Annotated in this window: 24 protein-coding genes; 5 read left to right on the top strand and 19 right to left on the bottom strand. The window is 43.1% G+C overall.

The window, feature by feature from the left end; genetic code table 11:
• Positions 1-36 precede the first annotated feature (36 nt).
• Together uvrC and AOT82_RS09640 are read right to left on the bottom strand one after the other, a co-directional pair.
• On the bottom strand, positions 37-1881 hold the full coding sequence (gene uvrC / locus AOT82_RS09645; protein WP_071002813.1) for an excinuclease ABC subunit UvrC: 1845 nt from the start codon (positions 1879-1881) through the stop codon (positions 37-39).
• 152 nt (positions 1882-2033) lie between these two features.
• Positions 2034-3560 carry a DUF3360 family protein gene (locus AOT82_RS09640; protein WP_058023517.1) on the bottom strand — a complete coding sequence of 509 codons (1527 nt, stop codon included), beginning with the start codon at positions 3558-3560 and terminating at the stop codon, positions 2034-2036.
• A 500-nt stretch (positions 3561-4060) separates the two neighbouring features.
• On the opposite strand from AOT82_RS09640, the gene AOT82_RS09635 reads away from it, so the two are divergent.
• Entirely contained in the window at positions 4061-4621 is a 561-nt protein-coding gene (locus AOT82_RS09635; protein WP_071002812.1) for a DUF4442 domain-containing protein, read from the top strand.
• A 275-nt stretch (positions 4622-4896) separates the two neighbouring features.
• On the opposite strand, the gene rplS is transcribed toward AOT82_RS09635, so the two are convergent.
• The 4 genes from rplS to rpsP form a co-directional block, all read right to left on the bottom strand.
• The gene (gene rplS / locus AOT82_RS09630; protein ID WP_071002811.1) at positions 4897-5316 is read right to left on the bottom strand and encodes a 50S ribosomal protein L19; all 420 of its coding nucleotides are present in this window, start codon (positions 5314-5316) and stop codon (positions 4897-4899) included.
• Between the two features lie 205 nt (positions 5317-5521).
• Positions 5522-6286 carry a tRNA (guanosine(37)-N1)-methyltransferase TrmD gene (trmD, locus tag AOT82_RS09625; RefSeq protein ID WP_071002810.1) on the bottom strand — a complete coding sequence of 255 codons (765 nt, stop codon included), beginning with the start codon at positions 6284-6286 and terminating at the stop codon, positions 5522-5524.
• Between the two features lie 105 nt (positions 6287-6391).
• A complete protein-coding gene (gene rimM / locus AOT82_RS09620; RefSeq protein ID WP_071002809.1) occupies positions 6392-6925 on the bottom strand; it encodes a ribosome maturation factor RimM in 534 nt (177 codons plus the stop codon).
• A gap of 165 nt (positions 6926-7090) precedes the next feature.
• Positions 7091-7360: a 30S ribosomal protein S16 gene (rpsP, locus tag AOT82_RS09615; RefSeq protein WP_021812802.1), complete on the bottom strand. Its 270-nt coding sequence runs from the start codon at positions 7358-7360 to the stop codon at positions 7091-7093.
• A 437-nt stretch (positions 7361-7797) separates the two neighbouring features.
• Between rpsP and AOT82_RS09610 the strand changes: the two genes are divergently transcribed.
• Positions 7798-9282 carry an ATP-binding protein gene (locus tag AOT82_RS09610; protein ID WP_071002808.1) on the top strand — a complete coding sequence of 495 codons (1485 nt, stop codon included), beginning with the start codon at positions 7798-7800 and terminating at the stop codon, positions 9280-9282.
• 50 nt (positions 9283-9332) lie between these two features.
• On the opposite strand, the gene AOT82_RS09605 is transcribed toward AOT82_RS09610, so the two are convergent.
• From AOT82_RS09605 to AOT82_RS09545, 13 genes are all read right to left on the bottom strand, one after another.
• A complete protein-coding gene (locus AOT82_RS09605; protein ID WP_071002807.1) occupies positions 9333-9512 on the bottom strand; it encodes a hypothetical protein in 180 nt (59 codons plus the stop codon).
• A gap of 154 nt (positions 9513-9666) precedes the next feature.
• The gene (locus AOT82_RS09600) at positions 9667-11355 is read right to left on the bottom strand and encodes an ATP-binding protein (protein ID WP_071002806.1); all 1689 of its coding nucleotides are present in this window, start codon (positions 11353-11355) and stop codon (positions 9667-9669) included.
• Positions 11356-11677: 322 nt separating this feature from the next.
• Positions 11678-12394, bottom strand: a complete 717-nt coding sequence (locus AOT82_RS09595; protein ID WP_071002805.1) for a response regulator — start codon at positions 12392-12394, stop codon at positions 11678-11680.
• Between the two features lie 609 nt (positions 12395-13003).
• Positions 13004-13420 carry a F0F1 ATP synthase subunit epsilon gene (locus AOT82_RS09590; protein WP_071002804.1) on the bottom strand — a complete coding sequence of 139 codons (417 nt, stop codon included), beginning with the start codon at positions 13418-13420 and terminating at the stop codon, positions 13004-13006.
• A 115-nt stretch (positions 13421-13535) separates the two neighbouring features.
• Positions 13536-14969 (bottom strand): F0F1 ATP synthase subunit beta, encoded by a 1434-nt coding sequence (atpD, locus tag AOT82_RS09585; RefSeq protein WP_071002803.1) that lies wholly within the window; start codon positions 14967-14969, stop codon positions 13536-13538.
• A 38-nt stretch (positions 14970-15007) separates the two neighbouring features.
• Positions 15008-15889: a F0F1 ATP synthase subunit gamma gene (gene atpG, locus AOT82_RS09580; protein ID WP_071002802.1), complete on the bottom strand. Its 882-nt coding sequence runs from the start codon at positions 15887-15889 to the stop codon at positions 15008-15010.
• Between the two features lie 209 nt (positions 15890-16098).
• The gene (gene atpA / locus AOT82_RS09575) at positions 16099-17643 is read right to left on the bottom strand and encodes a F0F1 ATP synthase subunit alpha (protein ID WP_071002801.1); all 1545 of its coding nucleotides are present in this window, start codon (positions 17641-17643) and stop codon (positions 16099-16101) included.
• Positions 17644-17736: 93 nt separating this feature from the next.
• Entirely contained in the window at positions 17737-18360 is a 624-nt protein-coding gene (locus tag AOT82_RS09570; protein ID WP_071002800.1) for a F0F1 ATP synthase subunit delta, read from the bottom strand.
• A 13-nt stretch (positions 18361-18373) separates the two neighbouring features.
• Entirely contained in the window at positions 18374-18844 is a 471-nt protein-coding gene (locus AOT82_RS09565; RefSeq protein ID WP_071002799.1) for a F0F1 ATP synthase subunit B, read from the bottom strand.
• A 117-nt stretch (positions 18845-18961) separates the two neighbouring features.
• Entirely contained in the window at positions 18962-19210 is a 249-nt protein-coding gene (gene atpE, locus AOT82_RS09560) for a F0F1 ATP synthase subunit C (RefSeq protein ID WP_010197960.1), read from the bottom strand.
• A gap of 33 nt (positions 19211-19243) precedes the next feature.
• Positions 19244-20110: a F0F1 ATP synthase subunit A gene (atpB, locus tag AOT82_RS09555; protein ID WP_058023502.1), complete on the bottom strand. Its 867-nt coding sequence runs from the start codon at positions 20108-20110 to the stop codon at positions 19244-19246.
• Positions 20111-20792: 682 nt separating this feature from the next.
• On the bottom strand, positions 20793-21191 hold the full coding sequence (locus AOT82_RS09550; protein ID WP_071002798.1) for an ATP synthase subunit I: 399 nt from the start codon (positions 21189-21191) through the stop codon (positions 20793-20795).
• Between the two features lie 286 nt (positions 21192-21477).
• The gene (locus AOT82_RS09545) at positions 21478-22359 is read right to left on the bottom strand and encodes a metal ABC transporter solute-binding protein, Zn/Mn family (protein WP_071002797.1); all 882 of its coding nucleotides are present in this window, start codon (positions 22357-22359) and stop codon (positions 21478-21480) included.
• 199 nt (positions 22360-22558) lie between these two features.
• Here AOT82_RS09545 and AOT82_RS09540 point away from each other — a divergent pair, with 199 nt between their 5' ends.
• From AOT82_RS09540 to AOT82_RS09530, 3 genes are all read left to right on the top strand, one after another.
• A complete protein-coding gene (locus AOT82_RS09540; RefSeq protein ID WP_058023499.1) occupies positions 22559-23137 on the top strand; it encodes a Fur family transcriptional regulator in 579 nt (192 codons plus the stop codon).
• Between the two features lie 91 nt (positions 23138-23228).
• A complete protein-coding gene (locus AOT82_RS09535) occupies positions 23229-24026 on the top strand; it encodes a metal ABC transporter ATP-binding protein (RefSeq protein WP_083328917.1) in 798 nt (265 codons plus the stop codon).
• Positions 24027-24151: 125 nt separating this feature from the next.
• Entirely contained in the window at positions 24152-24967 is an 816-nt protein-coding gene (locus tag AOT82_RS09530; protein WP_071002796.1) for a metal ABC transporter permease, read from the top strand.
• The last annotated feature ends 305 nt before the right edge of the window (positions 24968-25272 follow it).

Genomic DNA, 25272 nt, shown 5'->3' with positions numbered 1-25272 from the left:
ACGTTATCAAATCACTGGTAGAAACAATAGATCAAGCTATTCATGTAATACTTTATAAACCGTCTTTGCCAGTACAGGGCCAATTCCCTGCACACCGGCTAGTTCCTGCTGTGACGCGCCAAGCAATTGCTGCATACCGCCAAAGTGATTAAGCAAATCACGACGGCGTTTTTCACCCAGACCTGGAATGACCTCAAGTACCGATGAGGAGCGGCGCTTGTCGCGTTTTTTGCGGTGCGCGGTGATCGCAAAACGATGCGCCTCATCGCGAATATGCATCAGTAAATGCAGCGCCTTGCTGTCCATGGGCAGATCCAGCGGCTCATGATCGATAAAATGTAATACTTCTAAACCCGCCTTGCGCCCTTCTCCTTTTGCCACACTCACAAGCAACGTGTCATTTAAAATACCCAGCTCGGTCAAGACGTCTTTGGCGATATTAAGCTGACCTTTCCCACCATCAATCAGCAACAAATCAGGCAACGGCTGCTTTTTATACCGCCTTGTCAGCACTTGCTTCATGGCTGCATAGTCATCGCCGCCTTGGATGTCATGAATCGCATATTGACGGTAGTCACGCCTGCGCGCACCGCCTTGGTCGAACACCACGCAACTACCGATGGTCGCCTCACCCATGGTATGAGAGATATCGAAACACTCAATCCGATCAATGGTGCGATCAGTCACCTCAGCCAGTACGTCTTTTAGTGCGCCAAAGCGTGCGTGCAATTCTAAATAATCACCAAGCTTAGTCTTTAGGGCATTACTGGTATTGAGTGTTGCCAAATCCAGCCACTCTGAGCGATGCTCACGCACATTGGTTTTGATGACCACTTTATTGCCAAAATGCGTTGCCAATGCTTCGCTTACTGCTACCTGATCAGGAATCTCATGGCTTAATATAATCTCGGCTGGCAGATCATCCGTCACCTGAAAATAAAACGAGGTAATAAAAGCTGATAGGTTATCTGCTAGCGGCTCGCTACTGTCCACATCAGGGAAATAATTTTTGCCGCCTAACACGCGACCACCGCGCACGGTCAGCACGTTGACGCAAGTCATGCCCGCCTGACTGGCAATGGCTATCACATCTGCCTCACCTTGCACCGTGTAGACAGCTTGCCTTGCCTGCACTTCACGTAGCATCGACAATTGATCACGGTACAATACCGCCTTTTCAAAATCTAACGCTTCGGCAGCGCCTTCCATTTTCTCGATCAGCGTACTATGAATATCACTAGAGTCGCCCTTCAAAAAGCGAATGGTGTTATTCACATCTTCTGCATACTCTTCTGGCGATACCAATCCTACGCAAGGCGCACGGCAACGCTTAATCTGATACTCCAGACAAGGGCGCTGGCGCTGCTTAAAAAAGGTGTTGGTACATTGGCGCATTTGAAACATTTTTTGCATCAACACCAGCGTTTCTTTTGCTGCATGGGCAGAGGGAAATGGGCCAAAGAAACGACCTTTTTGATGATTGCCTTTACCGCGTCCATACGCCAAACGTGGATAAGGCTTATCCGCTGAGATAAACACGTATAGATACGACTTATCATCACGTAGCAAGACGTTATAAGGCGGGCGATATTCTTTAATTAAGTTCTGCTCGAGCAACAACGCCTCGGTCTCACTACGCGTGATAATGGTCTCAATATTATGAATCCGTGCCACCAGTGCCCGCGTTTTTGGATGATCGATCGTCTTGGCAAAGTAACTATTCACACGGCTTTTTAGCGACTTGGCTTTACCAACGTATAAAATATCGCCGTTTTTGCCCAGCATCTTATATACCCCTGGCAAATTAGGCAAGTTCTTGATCAGATGCTTAAGACGGGCTTTTTTGTCATCGACAGGACTCAATTCTGAGACAGTAACCATAGAATGTATTGCTCTTAAAAATCTTAGTAATACTGCTAGTTATGGGGCAGGAATCGTGGTTTTGCAAGCTGATTATTGTCTCGATAGCACGCACAAAAAAGCCAGCTTTATGCTGACTTCGTTTGTTCGGTTATATGCTAATTATCAATGGTCTAATGACGGAAGTTTGCCATTAATGCTGGAATACCTGGCAACATACCGACGATAGCCATCACGCCAGTCAGTACCACGAACATAATACCCGGTATGATCCATCGGCTCATTTTAGTCAAATTAGCACTGCGCTCTTTTGAGCCAATCAAGCCCAAATTATCAAGCAATAGCGTGAGTGACCAACCAAAGGCTGGGTTCACTAAGGCAGAAGCAAACACCACAATAGCAGCAGACTGCGTGGTTTTACCTTCGCGCGTCATCTCCATGCCAGCCTCTAACAGTGGGATGAAAACCCCAACGATCAATGCCACGCACATCACTGGTTGCCAGATGGCCAAATCCATTGGATAGCCCCAAACACCTGCGATAATACAGAACAAGGCCGTCAATAAAGCACCAGCAGGAATCGGACGCCTAGCAATCGCCGCAGGGACAATATACGTTCCCCAAGATGACGCAAAGTTGGCACCGCCTAGCACAGAGCCCACTACCTGACGAAATGAAGCGCTGGTCATCGTGTCATCGATGTCCATGAGCACTTTTTCAGTACGCTTAGGGTAGCTGATTTTTTGGAATACTTGATGACCCAAAAAATCTGGTGACCACATAGCAACTGCCAAGATAGCAAACGGCAATACCACAATGAAGCTTTCAATCGTCGGTAGCCCTAACATCCAACCTGTATTCTCACCCCACCAATACATTGGGTTCATATGCGGTAGACCTGGTGCCGTTTTGAACGCAAAAGGTGCGCCCAATGCAAAAGCAAGACCGCCACCTAACACGCAACTGAGCGGAACCGCAAGCCAGCGCTTTTGCCAATGCTCAAGCAATGCATATAGCAGGATAGTCGCTAGAATAATAAAGAAAGCAATGTGCGACATACCAATCCCTTCTGCCCAAGCAAAAAGGTTCTTAACCTGTGACGTCGTACCGATAAACCCTAAGTAAATTAAGAGGCCACCGCATACGCCTTTACTGGTTAAATTGGCCAGTAAGCTTCCTCCTTTACTAATAGCAAGCAGCAGGCCAAAAGCCCCAATGAGTAGGCCAAAAGCCATTGGATGCCCACCTGCAGCAACGACAATGGGAATCAATGGAATAAGTGGCCCATGAGTACCAGCGAGGTTGGCTGTCGGTAGCAGAAATCCAGAAAATAAGATAATAAAGAACGAGACAATCAACAGCTCATAACGAACGTTTTCTAAAACAAACGCATCACCTAAGCCGAGTGGTCCTGCAAAGGTTGCTGCAATAGCGCCCACCATGACCACTTTACCGATGGTCGCTGCCATCGCTGGGATAGTATCTTCATACTCAAAACGATAATCACGAAATGGTAAATTGGGACGCCAGCGTTTTGGCTGCATGATTTGCAATTCGTGGTTAAGATAGGCATCTCGACTGTCGAAGCTTGAGCTTGGCTTATGCAAATCTATATAACTGCCTTGCAATTCGCTGTCTTGATTGGCTGGGTTTGGTCGCGGCGTATTAGACCCTGAAGATGAGGCCTGAATGTTACTCATCACATTTCCTTGTGTCGATTAGGTTTTGATTGAATACTTTTTGGTTTGGCGTTAGCTAAATGACCAATCGGTCATAATAAGCGGAAAACCATTGTATGTTAAGGCATAAGGAAATGCGAATTTAAGGTGAATTAAAAAGACTACATGTATCGTTATAAAAATAAATTAAAGTTTTCATTGGATACAATAATAAACTTAATAGGAAACTATTGGGAATAAACAGCGCTAATTTGGACATAAAATTAAATTAAAGGCCAATTTTCTTAAGAATAACTGACATCTGAACATTTTTTATCATATAACTAAATACTAAAGATAGTTATATTAAATATTGCTTTGCGATAACTATAAAGACTATGCTTAGTTACGCTTTGAAACTAGCGAGCGCAGTCATTTTTAACTATGATAAATGTCTTTGTCGTTTATCGTCTAATAGCAAGCACTAAGAAACAGCGCTACCCATATCACTGAAAAATCAATAAAAGCAACAGGATAGATTTATGAGTGTGCTACCCACCAATTTTGAGACTTTGAAGCGTCGAGCCAAGCAAAGTATCATGCCGCTACTGACCCCGCATCTTTTAAAGCTGCGACTCAATACTTACGCTCCCTATATCGGTGCAGGCATCAAAATCGACCACATCAGCCTCGATCAGGGATTGTGCGTGGTCAGCATGGAACTGACCACTCTCAACAAAAATATCGTCGGTACTCAATTCGGTGGTAGTTTATACTCCATGGTAGATCCCTTCTATATGCTCATGCTGATGCATCAATTAGGTAGCAACTATGTGGTCTGGGACAAAAGCTCACATATTGATTTTATCGCGCCCGGTAACAGTAAAGTCACCGCGCGAATGAAAATACCTAGCGCTGAGGTGATTACCATTCAAGAGTTGGCAAAAGACGGTGAAGCTGTATTTCGTGAATATAAAGTCGATATCGTAGACGATCAGCAAAAGCTCATTGCTACCGTCACCAAAACCTTGTATATCAGACTACGCAAATACAGCAAATCTAAAGAGCAGGCCAGCCGAATTGAAACACCCCATACTGAATAGTTTTTGGCTACTTTACTGGTAAGGCTTTTTGACTAATGACAAGGCATAGTATCTATCAGCTGTGAATATCCAGTTAACCACTCAGCAAGTTTAAATTGATAAGCGCGCACATACAAAAACCCCAATCTAGCATTCGCATAGATTGGGGTTTTGTCTTTTTTGGTATGGCCCGCTTATTTATAAATAAACCTATGAATAAGGGCTTGTATCTACTATTACCTTGTTTTGAGTCAATTCTAAAACCATACAATCAACTCAAAACGGCAAACTTGTGCTTAAATACCAGGTGCAGTATCAACGGCATCAGGTACACCAGCGTCAGTCTTTTTCTGAGCTGGACGTGGCGCAAGTTTTTCGCGGATACGTGCTGATTTACCAGAACGCTCACGTAAGTAGTACAGTTTCGCACGGCGAACAGCACCGCGGCGTTTCACTTCAATGCTATCGATCAGTGGTGAGTGCAGCTGGAATGCACGCTCAACACCAACGCCGCTTGAGATTTTACGTACGGTAAACGCTGAGTTTAGACCACGGTTACGCTTAGCAATTACAACGCCTTCAAAAGCCTGTAAACGCTCACGCTCACCTTCACGTACTTTTACTTGTACCACAACGGTATCGCCGGGTGAAAAGTTTGGGCGCTCGATCAATTGAGCGTTTTCGATGACCTGAACCAATGGATGCTTGTTGCTCATGAGAGTTATCTCCTCACATTAGATAATAGAGGCTTTACGCATATCACCTGTTTGTAATAATTAATCGTATCTCTTTATAGTGAGATACAACATAAATGGGTTATAACCAACGGCCACTATGCGATGACTCGTTTTATTATTGCTCAAAATTCTATTTGTTAACTGTTTATCAAGCTTAATGACGATAAAGTCAGGTATCAACAACCTACTTTTTATCTGCTTTTGCTAGTGCTTTAAGCCACTTCGCTTGCTCTACCGTCGGAGTAAACGCTTGCCACAAATCCGGACGACGCGCTTGCGTACGACTGACTTGCTGAGCAAAACGCCACTTAGCGATATTGGCATGATGACCTGAGAGTAATACCTCAGGGACGCTCATACCTGCAAACTCATGCGGCTTGGTATAATGCGGACAGTCAAGCAAGCCATCGACAAACGAGTCTTGCTCCGCTGACTTGTCATCCCCCATGATATCGGGTAGACGACGTATCACGCTATCCATCAGCACCATTGCTGGTAGCTCACCACCAGTCAACACATAATCGCCCAATGATACTTCCATATCGACATATTGTGACAGTAGGCGCTCGTCGATGCCTTCATAACGACCGCATAATAAAATCATGCCATCGTAATCCGTCATACCGACGACGCTACTCTCACTAAGCGTTTGCCCTTGCGGTGACATATAAATCACCGGACAATGCTCACTATCGACACGGCAACCGTATTCCTTGGCACGCAAGCGTGCATCCTCAATGGCTTTTGACAATGGCTCAGCCATCATCACCATCCCAGGACCGCCACCATAAGGGCGCTCATCAATACGGCGATAGTTATCAGTGGTATAATCACGTGGATTAATGCATTCAATCGTAACTTGCTCCTGAGTCACTGCCCGTCCCGTGATTCCAAACTCACGAATCGTGGCAAACATCTCAGGAAAAATACTAATGACGGCAAAATACATCTGATGTCTACTTACATTGAGGCTAAAACAATCGGTGTGACTATTAATAAATTCTGATAATAAATTCTGACTAAAAAGCCAGAAGCGATATTACCAGAGGCAATATTAATAATCACTTGGCCATGCCACAAGTACGGTTTTTTCAGTCGTATCGACTTCTATCACCGTTTGCTTATGCCATGGAATTAGGCGCTCTTCATTATCCAAACTGTCTGAATTGGCTGCCACGCGCATGATGTCGTGGGCACCAGTTTCAAACATTTCAGTGATATTGCCTAAATACTCGTTCTGCTCGTTCATCACGCGCATACCGACCAAATCCGACCAATAATATTCGTCTTCAGCTGTTTCCGGCAAGACATTTTGTTCGACCCAAACGGTCACACCGTTCATGGTCTCAGCAACATTGCGATCAGGAATCTGCTCAAATTGAGCCACAAGTCCTGTGCCGTGCTCACGCCAAGCTTTCACAGTCAAAGGTTTCATGCCAGTAGCAGTTTTCATCCACCACGGCTTCATGTCGAATATTGCTGTACGATCATCCGTATCGCTAAATACCCAAAGCCAACCTTTGATGCCATAAGGCTTCTTGAGTTGACCAATTTTCATGAGATCACTAGCATTTGGAGTGGATGACATAGCAGCTAACCTAACAATGATTACAACAGCAATTGCAAAAACAATTGTGTCAAAAGCGATAAACAGTTAATGGCGCACCCTGGTCAGACCAGTTACGCTATGTGTTCTAAAGTCTACTGAATCAGCTTGTAATAAGACTACGAGCGGCTCAATAACAACGGAAACTTAAGCAGTTGCTTCAGTTTGTGCTGCAGACTTGTTGTAAGCTTTTGCTAATGAAGCAACGCGATCTGAAGGTTGTGCACCTTTTGCGATCCACGCATTGTACGCTTCCATGTTTAGGCGTACTGCTTCTTCAGACTCTTTAGCGAGTGGGTTAAAAAAGCCGATGTTTTCAATGTAGCGACCGTCACGCGCGCGGCGTTGATCAGCAACAACTACTTGATAAAATGGGCGTTTCTTGGCACCGCCCCGTGCTAAACGAATAACAACCATGTGAATTCTCTCTTTCGCAGGTATACCAAAAAGGGCATAATTATATCACAGTCTTGATTTATTGAAAACATAAACTGTGCTTATTTAATTATTTATTAACAATAGTTTAAATACCCGTCTATGTAAAACATAATCGAGCATAACCGTACGTTTTATACAATTATTAAGGACCCTCTATTTTAATCAGTTACTAAAATATACCGCGCTTTAGATTTGGTATTATTAAAATATTGGAGAGGCACATAACAAACTGCTTAAATGAATAGCGTCACAGTAAGATTCATCGATTATGCTATTCTATGGTGTGTTGAAGTAGACTGGCACACCCTACTCTCAGCCGCCATGTTTAGAAATAACCCGCTCTTTCTCCAAAATACAATTGTGGCTTAACTCAAAACCAAATTTAATCAGACATTTTCTTAATCTGCTGGATTTATATGATTACTTCAAACTCAAAGTCCCGTCGCAAAGGTTGGCTGCCACGTTCTTATTCCAATACTTGGCTGACAACCTTGATGGTCGCTTTTATTGTTCTCATAAGTGTGAGTTTGTCGATTTTATTCTTTTGGCGCAGTCTTTATCTGCCAGAACTCAAAAACCATGCGCGTTATTTGACAAGTGAGCTGCGATTAATCAATAGTGTAAATAAAGACTGGCAATATCGTCCTGATATCCGCCAATGGGTGTATCAACATTCTCATGTCGTGGTGGTGAACAACCCCAGTGACTTTCCAGAGGTGGCTGACAAAGCATTTGTGAGCTTCTTTACTGATGTACTTCAGTATGAGATTGGTGCACAGCTGGGTCGACCTGTCGAAGTTTATTTCAAGTTCAAACCAACACCGCAGCTTTGGGTACAAGACAGCCGCGATGACAGTTTCTGGATTCGTGAGCCAGTGGTTTATTACTCGCAGTACAGCCCAACATTGCTCATATTGTTTTTGATTGGTTTGCCTATCTTATCGCTGCTAACGATTATTTTGTTAGCTAGGCAATTGAACCGCCCTTTACGTTATCTACAACGTGCAGCGACTAACTATATTCGTCTGGGTCATGCGACCACACTGCCAACGCAAAAAGGCCCTACCGAGATACGTCAAGTAAACATGGCTTTCAACCGTCTATTTACAACATTAAATCAAGCCCAAAAAGAGCGAACCATCATGCTCGCTGGTATCTCACATGACTTGCGTACGCCATTGACTCGTATGCGTTTGACTGCTGAGATGCTACCAGATGATTTTTTTCGTGAAGGGCTAATTTACGACATTGAGGATATGGATGCGATTTTGGAGCAGTTCATCTCATTTATGAAAGACGGCTCCGATGAGCCAGTTAGCTTGACCAATTTGGACACGATATTTAATGAGATCATGGTGCAGTTCGCACCCATGAAGTTCGTTTATCAATCAGAGTGTCACAAGGTCATTCCTGTACGCCCCTTATCCATCAAGCGTCTCATCATTAACCTGATCAATAATGCCAATCGTTATGGCAAACCGCCGATTTATCTATCAGCCACGGTGATACCAACATTTATAGAAACGGTTGAAGAAGAAGATAGCGATGTCGTCAGTGAGAACGTTGTCAATAAAGAAGCACAAGAGCAACTGATGATTTGTGTACGTGACTGCGGTGACGGTGTGGCAGAGGATCAATTGGAGCGTATCATGCAGCCATTTGAGCGTGGGGAGACCGCACGTACTACCCAAGGTAGCGGTCTAGGACTAGCCATTGTAGATCGCATTGCACGGTTACATCATGGCACAGTTGAGGCCATCAATCATCCCGATGGTGGGCTGCAAGTATGTGTGCGTATACCCCTACTCTCTAAAGTTGCTGGAGACAATAATTTGGCTGCTGATGCAGTCGATGACACATCTACAGTCGATAGTATTACATCGAATGCAGACAACTCTTAACACTATCGCTCAGATAACACTATCGCTCAGACAGACCCTGCGTGGATAAATTAATCTTTGCTACCAATGATAGGCGGAATATATTCAGCACTATTAGTAAATGCTAATGGCTGAGTAATTTCTTTTTTGGCTGTCTTTAGCGTTTGGGTTGTTGATGGCTGCTTTAGAAACAAGTAGTAACCCAGCGTAATCGCATTCAATAGCACCAAGCCACCAAATAAATATGGCATCCTTTGCCTCCTATATTGTCAAACTACCCTAGAATAAGCTGCTGCAAGCATGACACCTGATGATCAAAATATTGGTAATCAGGTTCGTTTAATGATGACAACTTTTTACTTGTCATCATTGTTCAGTATCATTCAGCATTGTTATTTAGTATTGTTATTTAGTGTCAAAATCGCGTTCGCTTTTTTCTTGCGTCAATTCATCAGCAGCCAAAACCTGTGTCAAAGGTTTGATAGGCCATGTCATTACGAATCTTGCGCCGCCAAGATCTCGGCTCTCATCTACTTTCATACTACCATTAAACCAAAAGGCAATGCGCGATACAATAGACAGACCTAGGCCGTAGCCGCCTGATGCTCGTGTACGGCTATCATCCAAGCGCGAAAATGGTATAAATACTTTTTCACGATCAGCCTCAGGAATACCATGACCGTCATCTTCGACGCTAACGAAAGCATTGCCCTTTTTAACACCAGCACTCACGATAATAGTAGTTTCAGCATAACGTAAAGCATTACCTGCAAGATTCTGAATCACACGGTGCAGATAGCGTCGATCAGCAATCGCGGTTACTTTCGCATTTGGCAAGTTGGTCACTATTTTAATCGGCTTACCTAGTGCATTGGTCTCACGCTCAATCTGCTGTAGCAGCTCTCTGAGATTTACTGGTTCTAAATCTAATTTTGGCGAGCCCTCTTCGAGCTTGGCATAAGTCAAAATCTCATCAATCAAGCCATTCAGTGATTCGATATCTTCATCGATATAGTCACGCTGCATAAAGCGTGAATCTTCGTCATCAGTATCAGCCAGCATATCTACCGCAAATCGAATACGAGCAACTGGCGTACGAAGCTCATGTGATACGGCTCGCGTGAGCTCTCGTTGCGACTCAATCAAACGCTTTATATGTGACGTCATTGCGTTAAAGGTGGCTGATAAACGTGCGATCTCATCTTGACCAATGACTTGTACTTGAATATCAAGGTTGCCTTTACTCACCTCATTAACACCAACTTGAATCAGTTGTAGCTTGCGCTCAAGTGGGAAAATGAGCGCATAAACACCCAAACTGATTAAAAACATACTAATCAGGATCATACTAATAATCAAATTAAGTGGAAACCAGTTAAATAAGGGTACAGGGCCTATCAAGACTGCCATATCATTGATTTCAGACGGGACCACTATCTTGATGGCCGAGCTACTGGTACTACTATTAGGGTCTTGTAATGAGATGACCACTTCATCGCGGCGTAGGCGTGACATTTGATCTGAATCTAAATCGAGCGTGTTAACAGGCACAAATGCCAGAGGAAAAGAAAATTTCTCCTCAAGTTCGGCCAAGCGTGCACGTTTATCAGACAAGGTGACTTCATAAGACAAATCGTCCAATAAAAAGACCGCAATTGCTCTGACTTGCTGCTCCGTAACCTCCGATATCCGTGCTGTTAGGACATTCTCATTATCCGGCAAGCGATAATAAACATCTGCATACACAGGCTGTTCGACATAACGCACAACGGTATTGTCATTTTCAAAACGTCTCAGCTCGCTTGCGGTAAAATCTATGTCATCAATAGGTATGATTTTAAAATTTGCACCAAACAAACTACTGGCATCAGACAACCAGTATTCACGCTCTTCTGCAGTGTTTTGGTGAGAGATACCCTCACTCACTAGATGAAAAGCGCCCATTGCCATATTTTCACGGTAGGACTGTACACGCTCTTTATTGATAGTACCCATCAATAACTGCGCAAACAATGCTACGCACAAACAGACTATGAGTAGTCCAGCATAGATACGAACAAAAATACTGTGTTTTAAAGAAGAGACTAATGACATACGTGCCGTGACCAACTTAATGAATAAAAACTGCTGATATCTTATAGCCTGTGAGCACTGCTATATTACTAATATCAAGCTCTGTAGAATAGAATGATTAAACGCCAAATAATATACTCAAGTTCATATACCATTATGTTCCATAAAAAAAGTGCAAATAGTTTATGTATTTAATCAGCGTCTATAATAATTGCTTAATTAAACCACATAACACCGCATTTAAGTTTAAAAATTAAAATTTAGCCACAAAAAAACCAGCATAATGGCTGGTTTTTTTGTGAAGTGATTCTCAATATTTCATGATTATATGAATCAGTTCGACCTAGTTACCTTCTTTCACGAACAGGTAGCCTTTACTACGTACTGTTTTGATACGTTTTGGGTTCTCTGGATCATCACCGATTTTTGGACGGATACGCGAGATACGCACATCAATGGAGCGGTCTTGACCATCATATTCAATACCGCGCAGGCGCTCAAAGATATCTTCACGCGATAAGATACGACCTGCGTTAGACGCAAGTAACCATAATAAGTCATATTCGGCGCTAGTAAAATCTACCAGCTCATCACTAAGCGTGACTGAACGACCACCGTTATCGATGACCAACTCACCAAACTCTAGACGCTGTGGCACATCTTCTGATGGTGCATTTTCTGAGCGGCGCAATAACGCACGAATACGAGCTAATAGTACGCGCGGCTGGGCGGGTTTGGCAACATAATCATCAGCACCCATCTCAAGGCCGAGTACTTGATCCATATCTTCAGTACGGGCAGTCAACATCAGAATTGGATTTTGATAATGCGGACGCACTTCACGGCATACGGTCAGACCATCGCTACCAGGAAGCATAACATCAAGTACGACCATGTCTGGTTGCTCATTGACGATACGGCGAATAGCGCGGTTACCATCAGTTTCAATTGCTACTTCTAAACCATTTTTGACCAAGTAATCTTGAGTCAACATGGCCAGACGCTCATCATCTTCAACAATCAAGATTCGGGGGGTGTTGTCTTCTTCAGTCGTTGTCATTGTTATATCCTCTAATACATCTAAATTAAAAGCAGTAAAAGTAAGAGCGGTAAAAATTAATAGCACCATAAAGTGGCACAATCGATGTTCGTATAGCTGTTACAAACTTAGCAGCACAGTATACTATTAAACCTATCGCTTCCCATACTATAGCTGATAGTCGTTAACAAAACCTATAAACTATACCGAATAAAACTTTAGTTTACGTCCAAGAATAAAGTGATTTATCCTCTACTGGCTAATCGTTTTATTCTGATTTGCCAATCACTGCCTAAATACATATAAATTGTCAAAATGAGTGATACATTACGCTTACATGCGCTCAATCATCACTCCCTATTTACAATGTTTCATTGTCTAATATAACGACATATTACGATTGTCGCCAGTCACTTTTGGACAAATTCTCATATTATTTTATGTGACAATGGATGAGTGGCTATATTTTAAAGAAGACATGAATGATGGATTCATCTATTTGAATTTAGTGAATTTAGCTTAAAAAAGACTGACAATAAAAAATCCATAGGCACAAAAAAACAGTCCATAAAGGACTGTCTTATTGTTGCTTGAGAATCCAAGCTAAAAATATCTAACCAAAACTCTGCTTTACGCGCGGTTTTTATACTTGCGAATAGTTTGTAATTGTCCGACTGATTCTGCAAGCGACGCTAAAGCTGCATTGGTTTGTAGAGTATCAGACTGATTGACCAGCATTTGCTCTGCTTTTTTGCGTGCTTCAACGATTTTGCTTTCGTCAAGATTGTGCGCACGCATAGCGGTATCAGCCAATACAGTTACCATTTTTGGTTGTACTTCTAGTACACCACCTGAAACATAAATGATTTCTTCTTCGCCGTTTGCTTTTTGCACTCGCATTGCACCCGGTTTTAGCAAAGTAATCAGCGGTGTGTGACCTGGCAATACACCAATCTCGCCTTCGGTACCAGTAGCTATTAACATGCTAATTTCGCCTGAATACAACTCTTCACGAGCACTTACGACGCGACATTGTAACGTTGCCATACTTAACTCCTTACCATCAAAGCGCAATCAAAAAACAGTAAACACTGCGATGCGTTACTAAAGAGTAGATATAAAATTTATATTATACCTACTCATTAACTCATGCTCATACAACTTACGCTGCAGAAGACTTCATTTTTTCAGCTTTAGCAACAACTTCATCGATGCTACCAGCCATGTAGAATGCTTGTTCTGGCAGGTCATCATACTCACCTGAGATGATTGCTTTAAAGCTAGCAATGGTATCGCGTAGTGGTACGTATTTACCAGGTGCACCCGTAAAGACTTCAGCGACGTGGAATGGCTGAGACAAGAAGCGCTGAATCTTACGAGCGCGATAAACAACCAATTTATCTTCTTCTGATAGCTCATCCATACCCAAGATAGCAATGATGTCTTTAAGCTCTTTATAACGCTGCAATACTTCCTGAACACCACGAGCAACGTTGTAATGCTCTTCGCCGATAACTTGTGGATCTAGCTGACGCGACGTCGAATCTAATGGATCAACCGCAGGATAGATACCCTGTGATGCGATATCACGGCTTAGTACGACTGTTGCATCCAAGTGAGCAAACGTTGTAGCAGGTGATGGATCGGTCAAATCATCTGCAGGTACGTAAACGGCTTGAACTGAAGTAATCGAACCTGACTGCGTTGACGTAATACGTTCTTGCAGTAAGCCCATCTCTTCAGCGAGTGTTGGCTGATAACCAACCGCTGATGGCATACGGCCAAGTAGTGCCGATACTTCTGTACCCGCTAGTGTATAGCGGTAGATGTTATCAACAAACAACAGTACGTCACGACCTTTGCCAGTAACAGGATCTTTGGTATCACGGAAGTACTCAGCCATGGTCAAACCAGACAGTGCAACGCGTAAACGGTTACCTGGTGGCTCATTCATCTGGCCATATACCATTGCTACTTTAGACTTACTAAAGTCTTCAGTGTTTACAACGCCAGCTTCCTGCATTTCGTGATAGAAATCGTTACCCTCACGAGTACGCTCACCAACACCAGCAAATACTGATAAACCTTCATGTTTTAGAGCGATGTTGTTGATCAGCTCCATCATGTTAACGGTCTTACCAACACCAGCACCACCGAACAGACCAACTTTACCACCTTTAGCAAACGGGCAAAGTAGATCAATAACTTTAATACCCGTCTCTAGTAGCTCAGTGCTGTTTGATTGCTCAGCATAACTTGGTGCTTCACGGTGGATAGACCATTTATCATCAGCAGTAACAGGACCTTCTTCATCGATAGGACGACCAAGAACATCCATGATGCGACCTAGCGTACCAGTACCTACAGGCACAGAAATCGGTGCACCAGTATTAGTAACAGGTAGGTTACGCTTTAAACCTTCGGTTGAACCCATTGCAATAGTACGTACGATACCATCACCTAGCTGTTGCTGTACTTCTAGGGTGGTTTCGGTACCATCTACTTGCAAGGCATCAAAAATTTGAGGAACTTCATTACGGTTGAACTCAACGTCAAGAACCGCGCCAATAATCTGTACAATACGACCGCTACTCATTGCGTTCTCCTTGAACTTCTATATATAGGTGTAGTCAATTATGAAACAGCAGCAGCACCGCCAACGATTTCCGAGATTTCTCGGGTAATCGCCGCTTGACGCAGCTTGTTATAAACCAACTGTAAATCGTTAATAAGGTCACCAGCATTATCTGTTGCCGCTTTCATCGCGACCATACGTGAAGACTGCTCAGAGGCAATGTTTTCCATTACCGCTTGATAAACAATCGACTCGATATAGCGACCAAGCAATTCATCAATCAACGTCTTGATGTCAGGCTCGTAGATATAATCCCAGCTAAGTTCTGTCTGTAGACCACTGTCTTCATCATCAAATGACTGCTCTGGTAGAGGTACCAACTGATTAACCGTTGGCTTCTGAGTCATCGCATTGACGAATCGGTTGTAGACCACATAGATACGGTCAAGTTTACCGTTACTGTAGTCCTCAAGCATGGCTTGAACCGGTGCATTTAATTGCTCAAACGTTGGTTTGTCACCATAATCGGTCACAGCCGATGTAACATTACCACCAAAGTTTTTGAAGAAGCTGACACCTTTGGCACCGATGACTGCAAACTCAGCTTGTACTGACTGATCTTGATAATCTTGGATACTTTTAGTTAAAGCTTTGAATAAGTTAATATTCAAACCACCCGCTAGGCCACGGTCAGAGGTGATGACAATATAGCCAACCTTATTGACTGGACGCGATACCATATACGGATGTTTGTAGTCTGATGAGGCATGCACCAAATGTGAAATAACCCGGCGCATACTATCAGCATACGGGCGACCCACTTCCATGCGCTCTTGAGCACGGCGCATCTTACTCGCTGCTACCATTTGCATCGCACGAGTGATTTTCTGGGTGCTTTTAATACTGGTGACTTTGGCACGTATCTCTTTTAAGCTTGCCATAATGATTCCAATATAAGAGGGTTAAAAAGCATTGGCGCATGCAACAATCATTTGATATACAACATCACTTTTATAGAATAACATTTTATATCTTGTGGCATTACGCGATCTAATACCGGTCATGGTTAAGACAGTGGCGCCAATATCTAGTCAGACAACGCGCCACTTTTCAAACGACAGTCATAACCACTTCGGCTTAACCCATTAAATTAATAACTGTGATTTTGTTTAAAGGTCTCTAACGCTGACTTTAAACGACCTGCGATATCATCATTGTAGTTCGCAGTGTCATCAATCTCACGCATCAATTCACTTTGTTCATCATGCATATAACGCAAGTAGGCTTCCTCAAAAGAACCAATCTTCTCGACTGGTACGTCAGCTAAAAAGCCTTCGTTTGATGCATAGATAACCGCTGCTTGCTCAGAGATTGACATTGGCTGATACTGCTTTTGCTTCATCAATTCAGTAACACGCTCACCATGATCAAGCTGTTCGCGAGTGGCGTCATCAAGATCTGAGGCAAACTGAGCAAATGCTGCTAGTTCACGATACTGAGCCAGTGCGGTACGAATACCACCAGAGAGCTTTTTGATGATCTTAGTCTGAGCAGAACCACCAACACGCGATACCGAGATACCAGCGTTGACTGCTGGACGGATACCTGAGGCGAATAAGCTAGACTCTAGGAAGATCTGACCATCAGTGATCGAAATGACGTTGGTTGGTACGAATGCAGATACGTCACCAGCTTGTGTTTCGATGATTGGTAGTGCGGTTAAAGAACCAGTTTTACCTTTCACTTCACCGTTAGTGAACTTTTCTACGTAATCCGCGTTTACGCGTGATGCACGCTCAAGTAAACGTGAGTGTAAATAGAATACATCACCAGGATAGGCTTCACGACCTGGCGGACGACGTAGCAATAGTGAAATCTGGCGATAAGCAACGGCTTGCTTTGATAAATCATCAAATACAATCAGTGCATCTTCACCGCGATCACGGAAGTATTCGCCCATCGTACAACCTGAGTAAGGCGCGATATACTGTAGTGCTGCAGGCTCCGACGCTGAAGCTACCACAACAGTGGTGTATTCTAGTGCGCCAGTTTGCTCAAGCTTACGTACCACGTTAGCGATGGTCGAACGTTTCTGACCGATAGCCACGTATATACACTTAATGCCTGAAGCTTTCTGTGCGATGATCGCATCGATAGCCATTGCTGTTTTACCAGTCTGACGGTCACCAATGATAAGCTCACGCTGACCACGACCGATTGGGATCATAGTATCAACGGCTTTATAACCAGTCATCACTGGCTGATCTACTGACTGACGATCGATAACACCAGGGGCGATCTTTTCAACTTTGTCAGTCATCTTGGCATCGATAGGACCTTTGCCATCAATAGGATTACCCAAAGCGTCAACAACACGGCCTAGCAGCTCAGGACCTACGGGTACTTCAAGAATGCGACCAGTACAATAGGCTTTTTGACCTTCTTGTAATTTTAGGAAGTCACCTAGTACTACTGCACCAACAGAATCACGCTCTAAGTTAAGCGCCATTCCGTAGACTTCACCTTCAAACTCAATCATTTCGCCGTACATGGCATCTTCAAGACCATGAATCTGCACGATACCGTCAGATACTTTGACAATCGTGCCTTCATTCTTTGCAGTTGCACCCGCATCAAGGTCTTGAATACGCTGCTTAATCAGGTTACTGATTTCCGCTGGATTCAATTGTTGCATTGCCTTGTTTCCTTTAATTTATGATAACCCGCCCACTGACTCAAATGCTCTTACTGTCACGCAGACATTATATGACTGCGTCGATAAATGGCATTAGGCAGTTAGCTGTGTTTTTAACTGTTGTAACTTGCCGCGCATCGAATCATCAATGACTTTATCACCGACTTTGATTGTAGCGCCTGCCAATAAACTTGGATCCACTGATTCATGAATGACTATGCTTGCATTTAGTGATGTAGCAAGACGCGTTTGTAGCATTTGACGCTGTTCATCAGTCAATGGGTAGGCAGAAGTCACATATGCGTCAAGCTGCTTTAAGCTTATTGCCTTGTGACGGCGATAATGCTCATAAACTTCAGGAAGCAGCGCCAGACGCTCTTGTTGCGCCAACTGCTTAACAAAATTATTGAGCTGGGGTGATACTTTAGGGTAGCTAATACTGTTACCGTAGCGAGAACCTTTGCTCTCGCCTAGTAGCTGTTTAAAAGCAGAGTCGCTATCACCGGCTACTTGTGAGTCATAAAGATCGACCAAAGCAGCTGACTTATGCTCAGCAGAAACAGCTGGATTGTCTAGCCAAGTACTGAACGACTTGTCATTGACAACAGTGCTAGCGACAAGTAAGAAATCTTCCCACTCGTGTACAGCGCCGTTTTCATTGGCATAGTCAAACGCGGCTTTAGCGTACGGTCGTGCTAAGGTTGATAAGTCAGCCATTATATCCTCACAATTACAGCTTCGCCGCCAGTTGGTCTAACATACTGGCATGTTTTTGCACATCGACTTTGTCTTGCAAAATCTTCTCTGCACCAAGTACAGCCAGTTCAGCAACTTGGGCACGTAATGATTCACGCGCTTGATTGATTTCTTGGTCGATAGACGCTTGCGCTTGTTGACGAATGCGCTCGCTTTCCGCTTGGGCTTGCGATTTTGCATCTTCGATGAGCTGATTGGCACTCTTGTTTGCTTGCTCGATTAGAGCGGCAGCCTTGGTCTTTGCAAGATCAAGTTCCTGCTGGACATTTTGCTCCGCGGTTGCCAAATCTGCTTTTGCTTTTTCTGCGGCATTCAAACCTTCAGAGATTTTGCGCTGACGCTCATTGATGGCACCGATAAGTGGTGGCCACACGAATTTCATGCAAAAAACCACAAATATTGCAAAAGCAATGGCTTGACCGACGAGGGTAAAATTGATATTCACGTGATCACCTCTTTGTTAATGAAAAACCAGTTTCATTGATCATGTTTGGTAGTCAAATCTTGACTATATTTAATAGAAAACCCTTGAGCACCAAACATGTACAACTGAGCTTTCGGATTAACCTGCTAGAGGGTTAGCGAACAACAATAGCATAGCAATACCAACACCGATCATCGGAATAGCATCCAAAAGACCTGCTACGATGAACATACGAGTTTGCAACTGTGAGCCAAGCTCTGGTTGACGAGCAACGCCTTCTAAGAATTTACCACCTAGAATAGCAAAACCAATACCTGTGCCAAGTGCGCCAAGACCGATAAGTAGTGCTACTGCGATAACTGTGTAACCACCTAATACTGGATCCATTGATGTATCCTCATTTACCTATTGAATGTCTAATTAATGTTCAGTTGATGATGCAAGCGACATATAAACTATCGTCAGCATCATGAATACGAACGCTTGAAGTGTAATAACTAAGATGTGGAAGATAGCCCACGGTACCGATAACGCCCATTGAATCCAAAACGGCATTAGAGCAATCAGTATGAAAATCAATTCCCCAGCATACATGTTACCAAACAGACGCAAACCGAGTGATACAGGTTTTGCTATTAAGGTAACTGCTTCTAGGATGAAGTTGATCGGGATCAAAATCGCTTGTACGATTGGGTTTTTGGCACTAAATGGATGCAGTGTTAACTCACCGATAAAGCCGCCCAACCCTTTTTCTTTAATGCTATAAAAGATAATCAGTGCAAAGACAGAGAACGACATGCCAAGCGTGATGTTAGGATCAGTCGTTGGAACAATCTTAAAGAAAACATGATGGGGATCATGACCCATAGCAGCGCCAACTTGGCCAGCTAAACCTGGAATAAAATCAACAGGGATCAAATCCATCAAGTTCATCAAGAAGATCCAAACAAAAATAGTCAACGCCAATGGCGCGATCAATTTTGATGTACCACTATAAGAATCACGAACGTTGTTATCAACAAACTCAACGATCATCTCAACCGCTGCTTGAGTTTTACTTGGTACGCCTGAAGTAACCTTTTTGGCAACCATCCAAAAGATGGTACAAAATAAAATACCCAGACCCACTGACCAGAGCATAGAATCAAGATGGATAGCGTTAAAGCCCATTTGCGCTGCTTCTTCAGCAGTATGAGCGACTTTCCAACCTTCGCCCGGCAGATAACCGTACGTCCAATTCGTTAAGTGGTGAGAGATATATTCTGATGATGTTTGCTCGGATGCCATAATGTAAGCTTCTTATTAATCAACGATTTAATCAACTACCAAAAATATGGTTGTCATCTGATGGGGTTTGTTATTTCTATTTGCCCTGCAATTAAGCAAACAAATAAATCATACTAAAAGCACCCATGTAACCAACAACATCCAACCCATAGTTCTATTACTAATGCTATATTTGATAACTTGACATAAATTTTAGCTATCAAAAAAGGGCTTATGATAACTCAGTAATAGCCCTTGCATGTATACGCAAAATTATTATATATGTGCTTGTCTACTGGCCGTTTTTTACGACCGGCGCTTAGTGCAGCGCTTATAAACAAAATATTTAGCTGTCTATATTAATGCAGCGTAGTATTCGTGTAAAGTCAATTATGATTTTATTATCCAATGTATGAATAAGTTAGCTGACAATAACGGCTACTAATATAGTTAGTCGTCCATAACTAAACTGTAAAAATTTAATCATCAATGATATTAGTAGCTAAATTGACTCTACCCTATCATTGTGTCGTTGCATACTACGCCTCATATAAAGGCTCATACTTCGATTTTTATAATCAATGGTGCTGTCATGGGACAGTTTTGTACTTTGACTTTTTGAACTAGTCATAGAGAAGTTGGACGGCAGGGTGACTTGCCATTACTATGAATAAATTATCTATGTAGTGATCATTTATTAGCGCTAGCGTATATGCCACAACATCCAACTGTGACTAATTTGCATTACCATAAAACCGATAAATAGCGCAGGTGCCGATAGGGGTTGTACGGTAATAAAAATTAGTGCGAAACCAAACACAGTCAATAGCCATTTAGCCATCTGACCTCGATATAGCTGGCTAACGATATGTTGGCGCGCGCGATATCCAGTGTACCAAAAGATAAAAAAAGCAAAAACAACTTGAGTCGTAAAACTGAGCAGCGCACCAATGGCGGCGCTTTTTGCTACAGTAAGCTCACTACGTAACCAAATCGTATCTATAATCCAAGCAATAATGATAAGGATAAACAATATCCATGCTTGCCGTTTGATATAGATGCCTATTTTATCTTTTTGCGTGCGTTTGGCAGGCTTGGTCATCGATATTCCTATAGCCTTTCAGCATTGGGATAATATAGCATACTTACATCACTTTTATCCGTAAATGACTTACTCTACAGGCATTATCTTTAAACCAAAATAAAACGCCACTTATTATAAGGAGACAGCCACTATTAAGCAAGTAAAATATGACTTTTATCAGTCACCTAACGCAACCCACTAGTATTGCTATGTTACGTAGCCGTACCAGATACTTGAAAAACAGCTGTCTCACTCTTTTTAAAACTTTAGCTTATAGAACAACCCTAACGAATAGATTCCTATTCTAGGATATACATTGGTGGATTTGCTGAGCCATTTCTGTCCATCCTTCTACAAAGTCTTCGCTATCGCTCATGTCTTCGATTTGGACAGTGGTATTGATAGGCTGCAATTTGACAAGCAATCCTTTGCTAGCGGTGCTCTGATTGACTAAGCACATTTGTTTGGTTGGACGATTATCATTAAGCCAGCGCAATTGACTTGCTTTTGGAGCAAGGTGATGGTCTGGGCTTAAGCTACCTGCCAGCTTTATTTTTGTGGCATTTTCAATATATTGATAGGCATCGTGATAGGCCCAATAAGGACGCTGTTTTTGTGTGGATTGCTGTATTTTCGCTACAGCATTGTCCATACGCTGTGCAAATTTTTTGGCGTTGGCTTGGTAGGTACTTTTATACTCTGGATTGGCATGGCTATGAATAACAGCTAAGGCACGAGTAATGGCCTTTGCATTTTCAGGATCGAGCCAGATATGTGGATCAAACGTGCCCGCAATAGGCTTTCCTTGAATATCACGAAGAGGATGCCGAGTAAAAGCATCAAAAGCAAATAAGTCAATGGCATTAGGTGCCATCTCTAAACTGCCAGTCAGGCTGTTTTCTAATGAGGGACCAAACCAAACCACAAATTTACTGTCTTGAATGGCTTTCTTATCACTTGGACTAATACTGCCATGATGCCCCACATCGCCAGCTTGTAAAATTTGGTTAGCAGAAGGTGTGCCTTCCGTTACGGCTTGACTGAGTAAAAACATGGGATGATTGCTGACACTGACCGTTGCTGCGTGCGCGCTTAATGTAAAAGAGCCTAAGACTACCAATCCTGTAATCAGTAAGCGCTGTAACGTAATGATTGAGCGTCGTAAATAAGTAAAAGCAGAGTTCATGGTAAGCTCTTTAATCAATGAGTAACAAAGTTATGAGTCACAGTGTCGTGCCGCATCATTGGATAAAAAATGATCAATATATATAAGCGATGTGAGACAACTGATTCGATTTCACGTTTATTATGTTATACTATAACAATAGAAAACGCTATCATAAAAAACGTCATGCGATTACCATGCTATTTTGGGAGCCTGTACTATGTCTACTACCTCATCGAATTGCGAACATTTACATGATGTGCAAGATTTGACTCCGCATGACGTTATTGAACGCTTAGCAGCAGCAAAAGAGCACTGTCGTCTAAGTGGGGCACGTTTTACCCCTTTGCGCCAGCAAATATATCAGCTGGTTTTAGAGTCTGATCAACCTGTTGGTGCTTATGACTTAATCACGCAATTGCAGCAAATGCGCCTCTTTGAGATGGATGATAGTGATACGCTAAAAGCATCTGGCTTATCAAAGCAATCTGTAGAAAAACCATCAACCAAAAAGCGAGCGCCAAAAAATGTTGCGCCGCCGACGGTTTACCGCAGCTTAGAGTTTTTACTAAGTGAAGGGTTGATTCATCAATTAACGTCTATCAATGCTTATGTTCCTTGCTGCCATCCCAGAGCACAGCACACAGCTGCCTTTTTAATCTGCGATCAGTGCCAGCGAGTTCAAGAATGTAGCAGCTTACCAGTACAAGAAATGATGAGTTTCGCTGAACAAGATGTCGGTTTTACGGTTGAGCGTAGTGTTATTGAGCTGAGTGGTCGTTGCCAAGTTTGCCAGTAAGATTTATTGAGGCTCTTTGGTTGCCTGAAAAGTACGTCGCTGTCCTTGATTGTTTATTTGTATTATCCATTTACCTATTCGTTGTTATCCTATGAGCCTGTCTACCTCACCCTCTAACCAGTCGACTACTGCTATTGTGAATAGTAGTACCACGAATGAAGCTGGCAAACTGCTGAGCTTGAACGACGTCAGCTACCATATCGGCCACCAACGTTTGCTCTCACATATTGATATCGATATTGCAATCAATGAGACCGTCAGTATTATCGGACCTAATGGTGCGGGTAAGTCAACGTTGGTCAAGCTTATTTTGGGTCTGATCGAATCCACAAAAGGCAGTATCACAGCTCATCAACAGCTACAGTTTGGCTATGTACCGCAGCGATTCGCTGTGCCACCCATATTGCCGCTGCGCGTCTGCGATTTGTTGGGACAAGCAGATAAGAGACGCCTTACCGCTGAGCAGCGACAGTTTATCTTTGATAATTTATCACTAACGCATTTATTGTCACGACAAATGCTGCAATTATCAGGTGGTGAGACGCAGCGAGTGCTACTGGCAAGGGCGCTATTAGATAAGCCCAATTTACTTATTCTAGATGAACCGATGCAGGGTCTCGATCCTGATACCGAGGTTTGGTTATATCAATTTATCGATGAGTTGCCGGAGTTTTTGCGCTGTGCGATGCTGGTAGTATCACATGATCTGCACTGGGTAATGAAAGGCAGTCGCCGTGTCATTTGTCTCAACAAGCACATTTGCTGTGAAGGACAACCAAGCGAGCTTGCTATGAGCTCTGAGTTTCAAAAGCTATTTGGTCATCATTATGAGCAGCCATATGTGCATCAGCCACATGCTTGCGAGCATCATGCACCAAGCGAGCTATAACGATAATGACCAAAAACAATGATGAACTAAATCGAAAATAGCTAACATCAAATTCGTTAAAGCCAGCGTTACCAGACCGATAGACAGCACTAACTTTTCTTATAAAAATTTTACGGACACTTCTTATGACCGCTTGGTTAGCCATTATTGCACCTGCTTGGATCGCTGGCAGTATTTTAGCCCTACTATCAGCGCCTTTAGGATGCTTAGTCTTGTGGCGACGCATGGCATTCTTTGCCGATGCTTTAGCACATGGTACCTTGCTTGGAGTCGCACTTGCTGCTTGGTGGCAGTTGCCCATGGGTATAGGTGTGGCATTGGTTAGTGCAGCGGTGGTGCTGTGTCTGGTACTGATGGATGATGACCGTCTGCCAGCTGATGCCGTGCTTGCGGTGGTAGCCGTCACGCTGTTGTGTTTGGGGCTATTGACTTTAACGCAGCTGACCAATCAACAAGCCAATGTCTTGGGGTTTTTATTTGGCAATTTACTTGAACTGGACTGGGCGGATTTGCCACTACTCGCTGGTAGTGTACTGGCTGGGTTGGGGCTACTATTGTATATTTGGCCCGCTCAAATAAAACTTGCAACTCATGAAGCATTAGCTCGCATTCAAGGCATTAACCCGACCCGCCAGCGACTATTTTTTATGGGTGTTCTTGCAGGGTTCTGTGCGATTGCGCTACAAGCTGTTGGAAGCTTATTGATCAGTGGTTTATTGGTATTACCTGCACTAACGGCACGCTTATGGTCTTCATCACCAAAACAAATGGTGATCACAGCGTTTATCATTGCGCAGCTCGGCGTGACGCTTGGCGTGTGGGGAAGTATCTGGCTAGATATCCAGACTGGACTCTCTATCGTATTGATATTAGCGATATTGTTTTTTATCGCGCTAATGATTTCGAAGCTAGCCAAAATAAAATTTCGGTCAGCGCGCTAGCGTGCTGATATATAGGCTATAGCAGCATTATACATCTGCTTTAGTCAACTTTATTTCATTGATATCACTAGAGCTTTCATTGGCTTTATGTTATAAACTTGCTTTGCCATTATTTGTACCGATTCACTATATGACTCGTCATTAATTAGTGTTAATAATAGATTAGGGCGTGTTGAACATTCACAAATAGGCACTGCTGATCGCTAAAATTGTTCCAGACAAGGCACAAAGCGACGATAATGCAGATGCCTTAGCGAGATTTGTAACGCAGTATGGGGCAATTTTAGCATCAGTCCCAACGATAA

This window comes from Psychrobacter sp. AntiMn-1, assembly GCF_001854065.1.
GTDB classification, from domain to species: domain Bacteria; phylum Pseudomonadota; class Gammaproteobacteria; order Pseudomonadales; family Moraxellaceae; genus Psychrobacter; species Psychrobacter pacificensis.
This window is presented reverse-complemented; position numbering and strand designations above follow the sequence as displayed.

Excerpts from the sequence above, each read along its gene's own strand:
- uvrC (WP_071002813.1), bottom strand. The coding sequence starts at position 1,881 with ATGGTTACTGTCTCAGAATTGAGTCCTGTCGATGACAAAAAAGCCCGT.
- AOT82_RS09640 (WP_058023517.1), bottom strand. The coding sequence starts at position 3,560 with ATGAGTAACATTCAGGCCTCATCTTCAGGGTCTAATACGCCGCGACCA.
- AOT82_RS09635 (WP_071002812.1), top strand. The coding sequence starts at position 4,061 with ATGAGTGTGCTACCCACCAATTTTGAGACTTTGAAGCGTCGAGCCAAG.
- rplS (WP_071002811.1), bottom strand. The coding sequence starts at position 5,316 with ATGAGCAACAAGCATCCATTGGTTCAGGTCATCGAAAACGCTCAATTG.
- trmD (WP_071002810.1), bottom strand. The coding sequence starts at position 6,286 with ATGTATTTTGCCGTCATTAGTATTTTTCCTGAGATGTTTGCCACGATT.
- rimM (WP_071002809.1), bottom strand. The coding sequence starts at position 6,925 with ATGTCATCCACTCCAAATGCTAGTGATCTCATGAAAATTGGTCAACTC.
- rpsP (WP_021812802.1), bottom strand. The coding sequence starts at position 7,360 with ATGGTTGTTATTCGTTTAGCACGGGGCGGTGCCAAGAAACGCCCATTT.
- AOT82_RS09610 (WP_071002808.1), top strand. The coding sequence starts at position 7,798 with ATGATTACTTCAAACTCAAAGTCCCGTCGCAAAGGTTGGCTGCCACGT.
- AOT82_RS09605 (WP_071002807.1), bottom strand. The coding sequence starts at position 9,512 with ATGCCATATTTATTTGGTGGCTTGGTGCTATTGAATGCGATTACGCTG.
- AOT82_RS09600 (WP_071002806.1), bottom strand. The coding sequence starts at position 11,355 with ATGTCATTAGTCTCTTCTTTAAAACACAGTATTTTTGTTCGTATCTAT.
- AOT82_RS09595 (WP_071002805.1), bottom strand. The coding sequence starts at position 12,394 with ATGACAACGACTGAAGAAGACAACACCCCCCGAATCTTGATTGTTGAA.
- AOT82_RS09590 (WP_071002804.1), bottom strand. The coding sequence starts at position 13,420 with ATGGCAACGTTACAATGTCGCGTCGTAAGTGCTCGTGAAGAGTTGTAT.
- atpD (WP_071002803.1), bottom strand. The coding sequence starts at position 14,969 with ATGAGTAGCGGTCGTATTGTACAGATTATTGGCGCGGTTCTTGACGTT.
- atpG (WP_071002802.1), bottom strand. The coding sequence starts at position 15,889 with ATGGCAAGCTTAAAAGAGATACGTGCCAAAGTCACCAGTATTAAAAGC.
- atpA (WP_071002801.1), bottom strand. The coding sequence starts at position 17,643 with ATGCAACAATTGAATCCAGCGGAAATCAGTAACCTGATTAAGCAGCGT.
- AOT82_RS09570 (WP_071002800.1), bottom strand. The coding sequence starts at position 18,360 with ATGGCTGACTTATCAACCTTAGCACGACCGTACGCTAAAGCCGCGTTT.
- atpE (WP_010197960.1), bottom strand. The coding sequence starts at position 19,210 with ATGGATCCAGTATTAGGTGGTTACACAGTTATCGCAGTAGCACTACTT.
- atpB (WP_058023502.1), bottom strand. The coding sequence starts at position 20,110 with ATGGCATCCGAGCAAACATCATCAGAATATATCTCTCACCACTTAACG.
- AOT82_RS09550 (WP_071002798.1), bottom strand. The coding sequence starts at position 21,191 with ATGACCAAGCCTGCCAAACGCACGCAAAAAGATAAAATAGGCATCTAT.
- AOT82_RS09545 (WP_071002797.1), bottom strand. The coding sequence starts at position 22,359 with ATGAACTCTGCTTTTACTTATTTACGACGCTCAATCATTACGTTACAG.
- AOT82_RS09540 (WP_058023499.1), top strand. The coding sequence starts at position 22,559 with ATGTCTACTACCTCATCGAATTGCGAACATTTACATGATGTGCAAGAT.
- AOT82_RS09535 (WP_083328917.1), top strand. The coding sequence starts at position 23,229 with ATGAGCCTGTCTACCTCACCCTCTAACCAGTCGACTACTGCTATTGTG.
- AOT82_RS09530 (WP_071002796.1), top strand. The coding sequence starts at position 24,152 with ATGACCGCTTGGTTAGCCATTATTGCACCTGCTTGGATCGCTGGCAGT.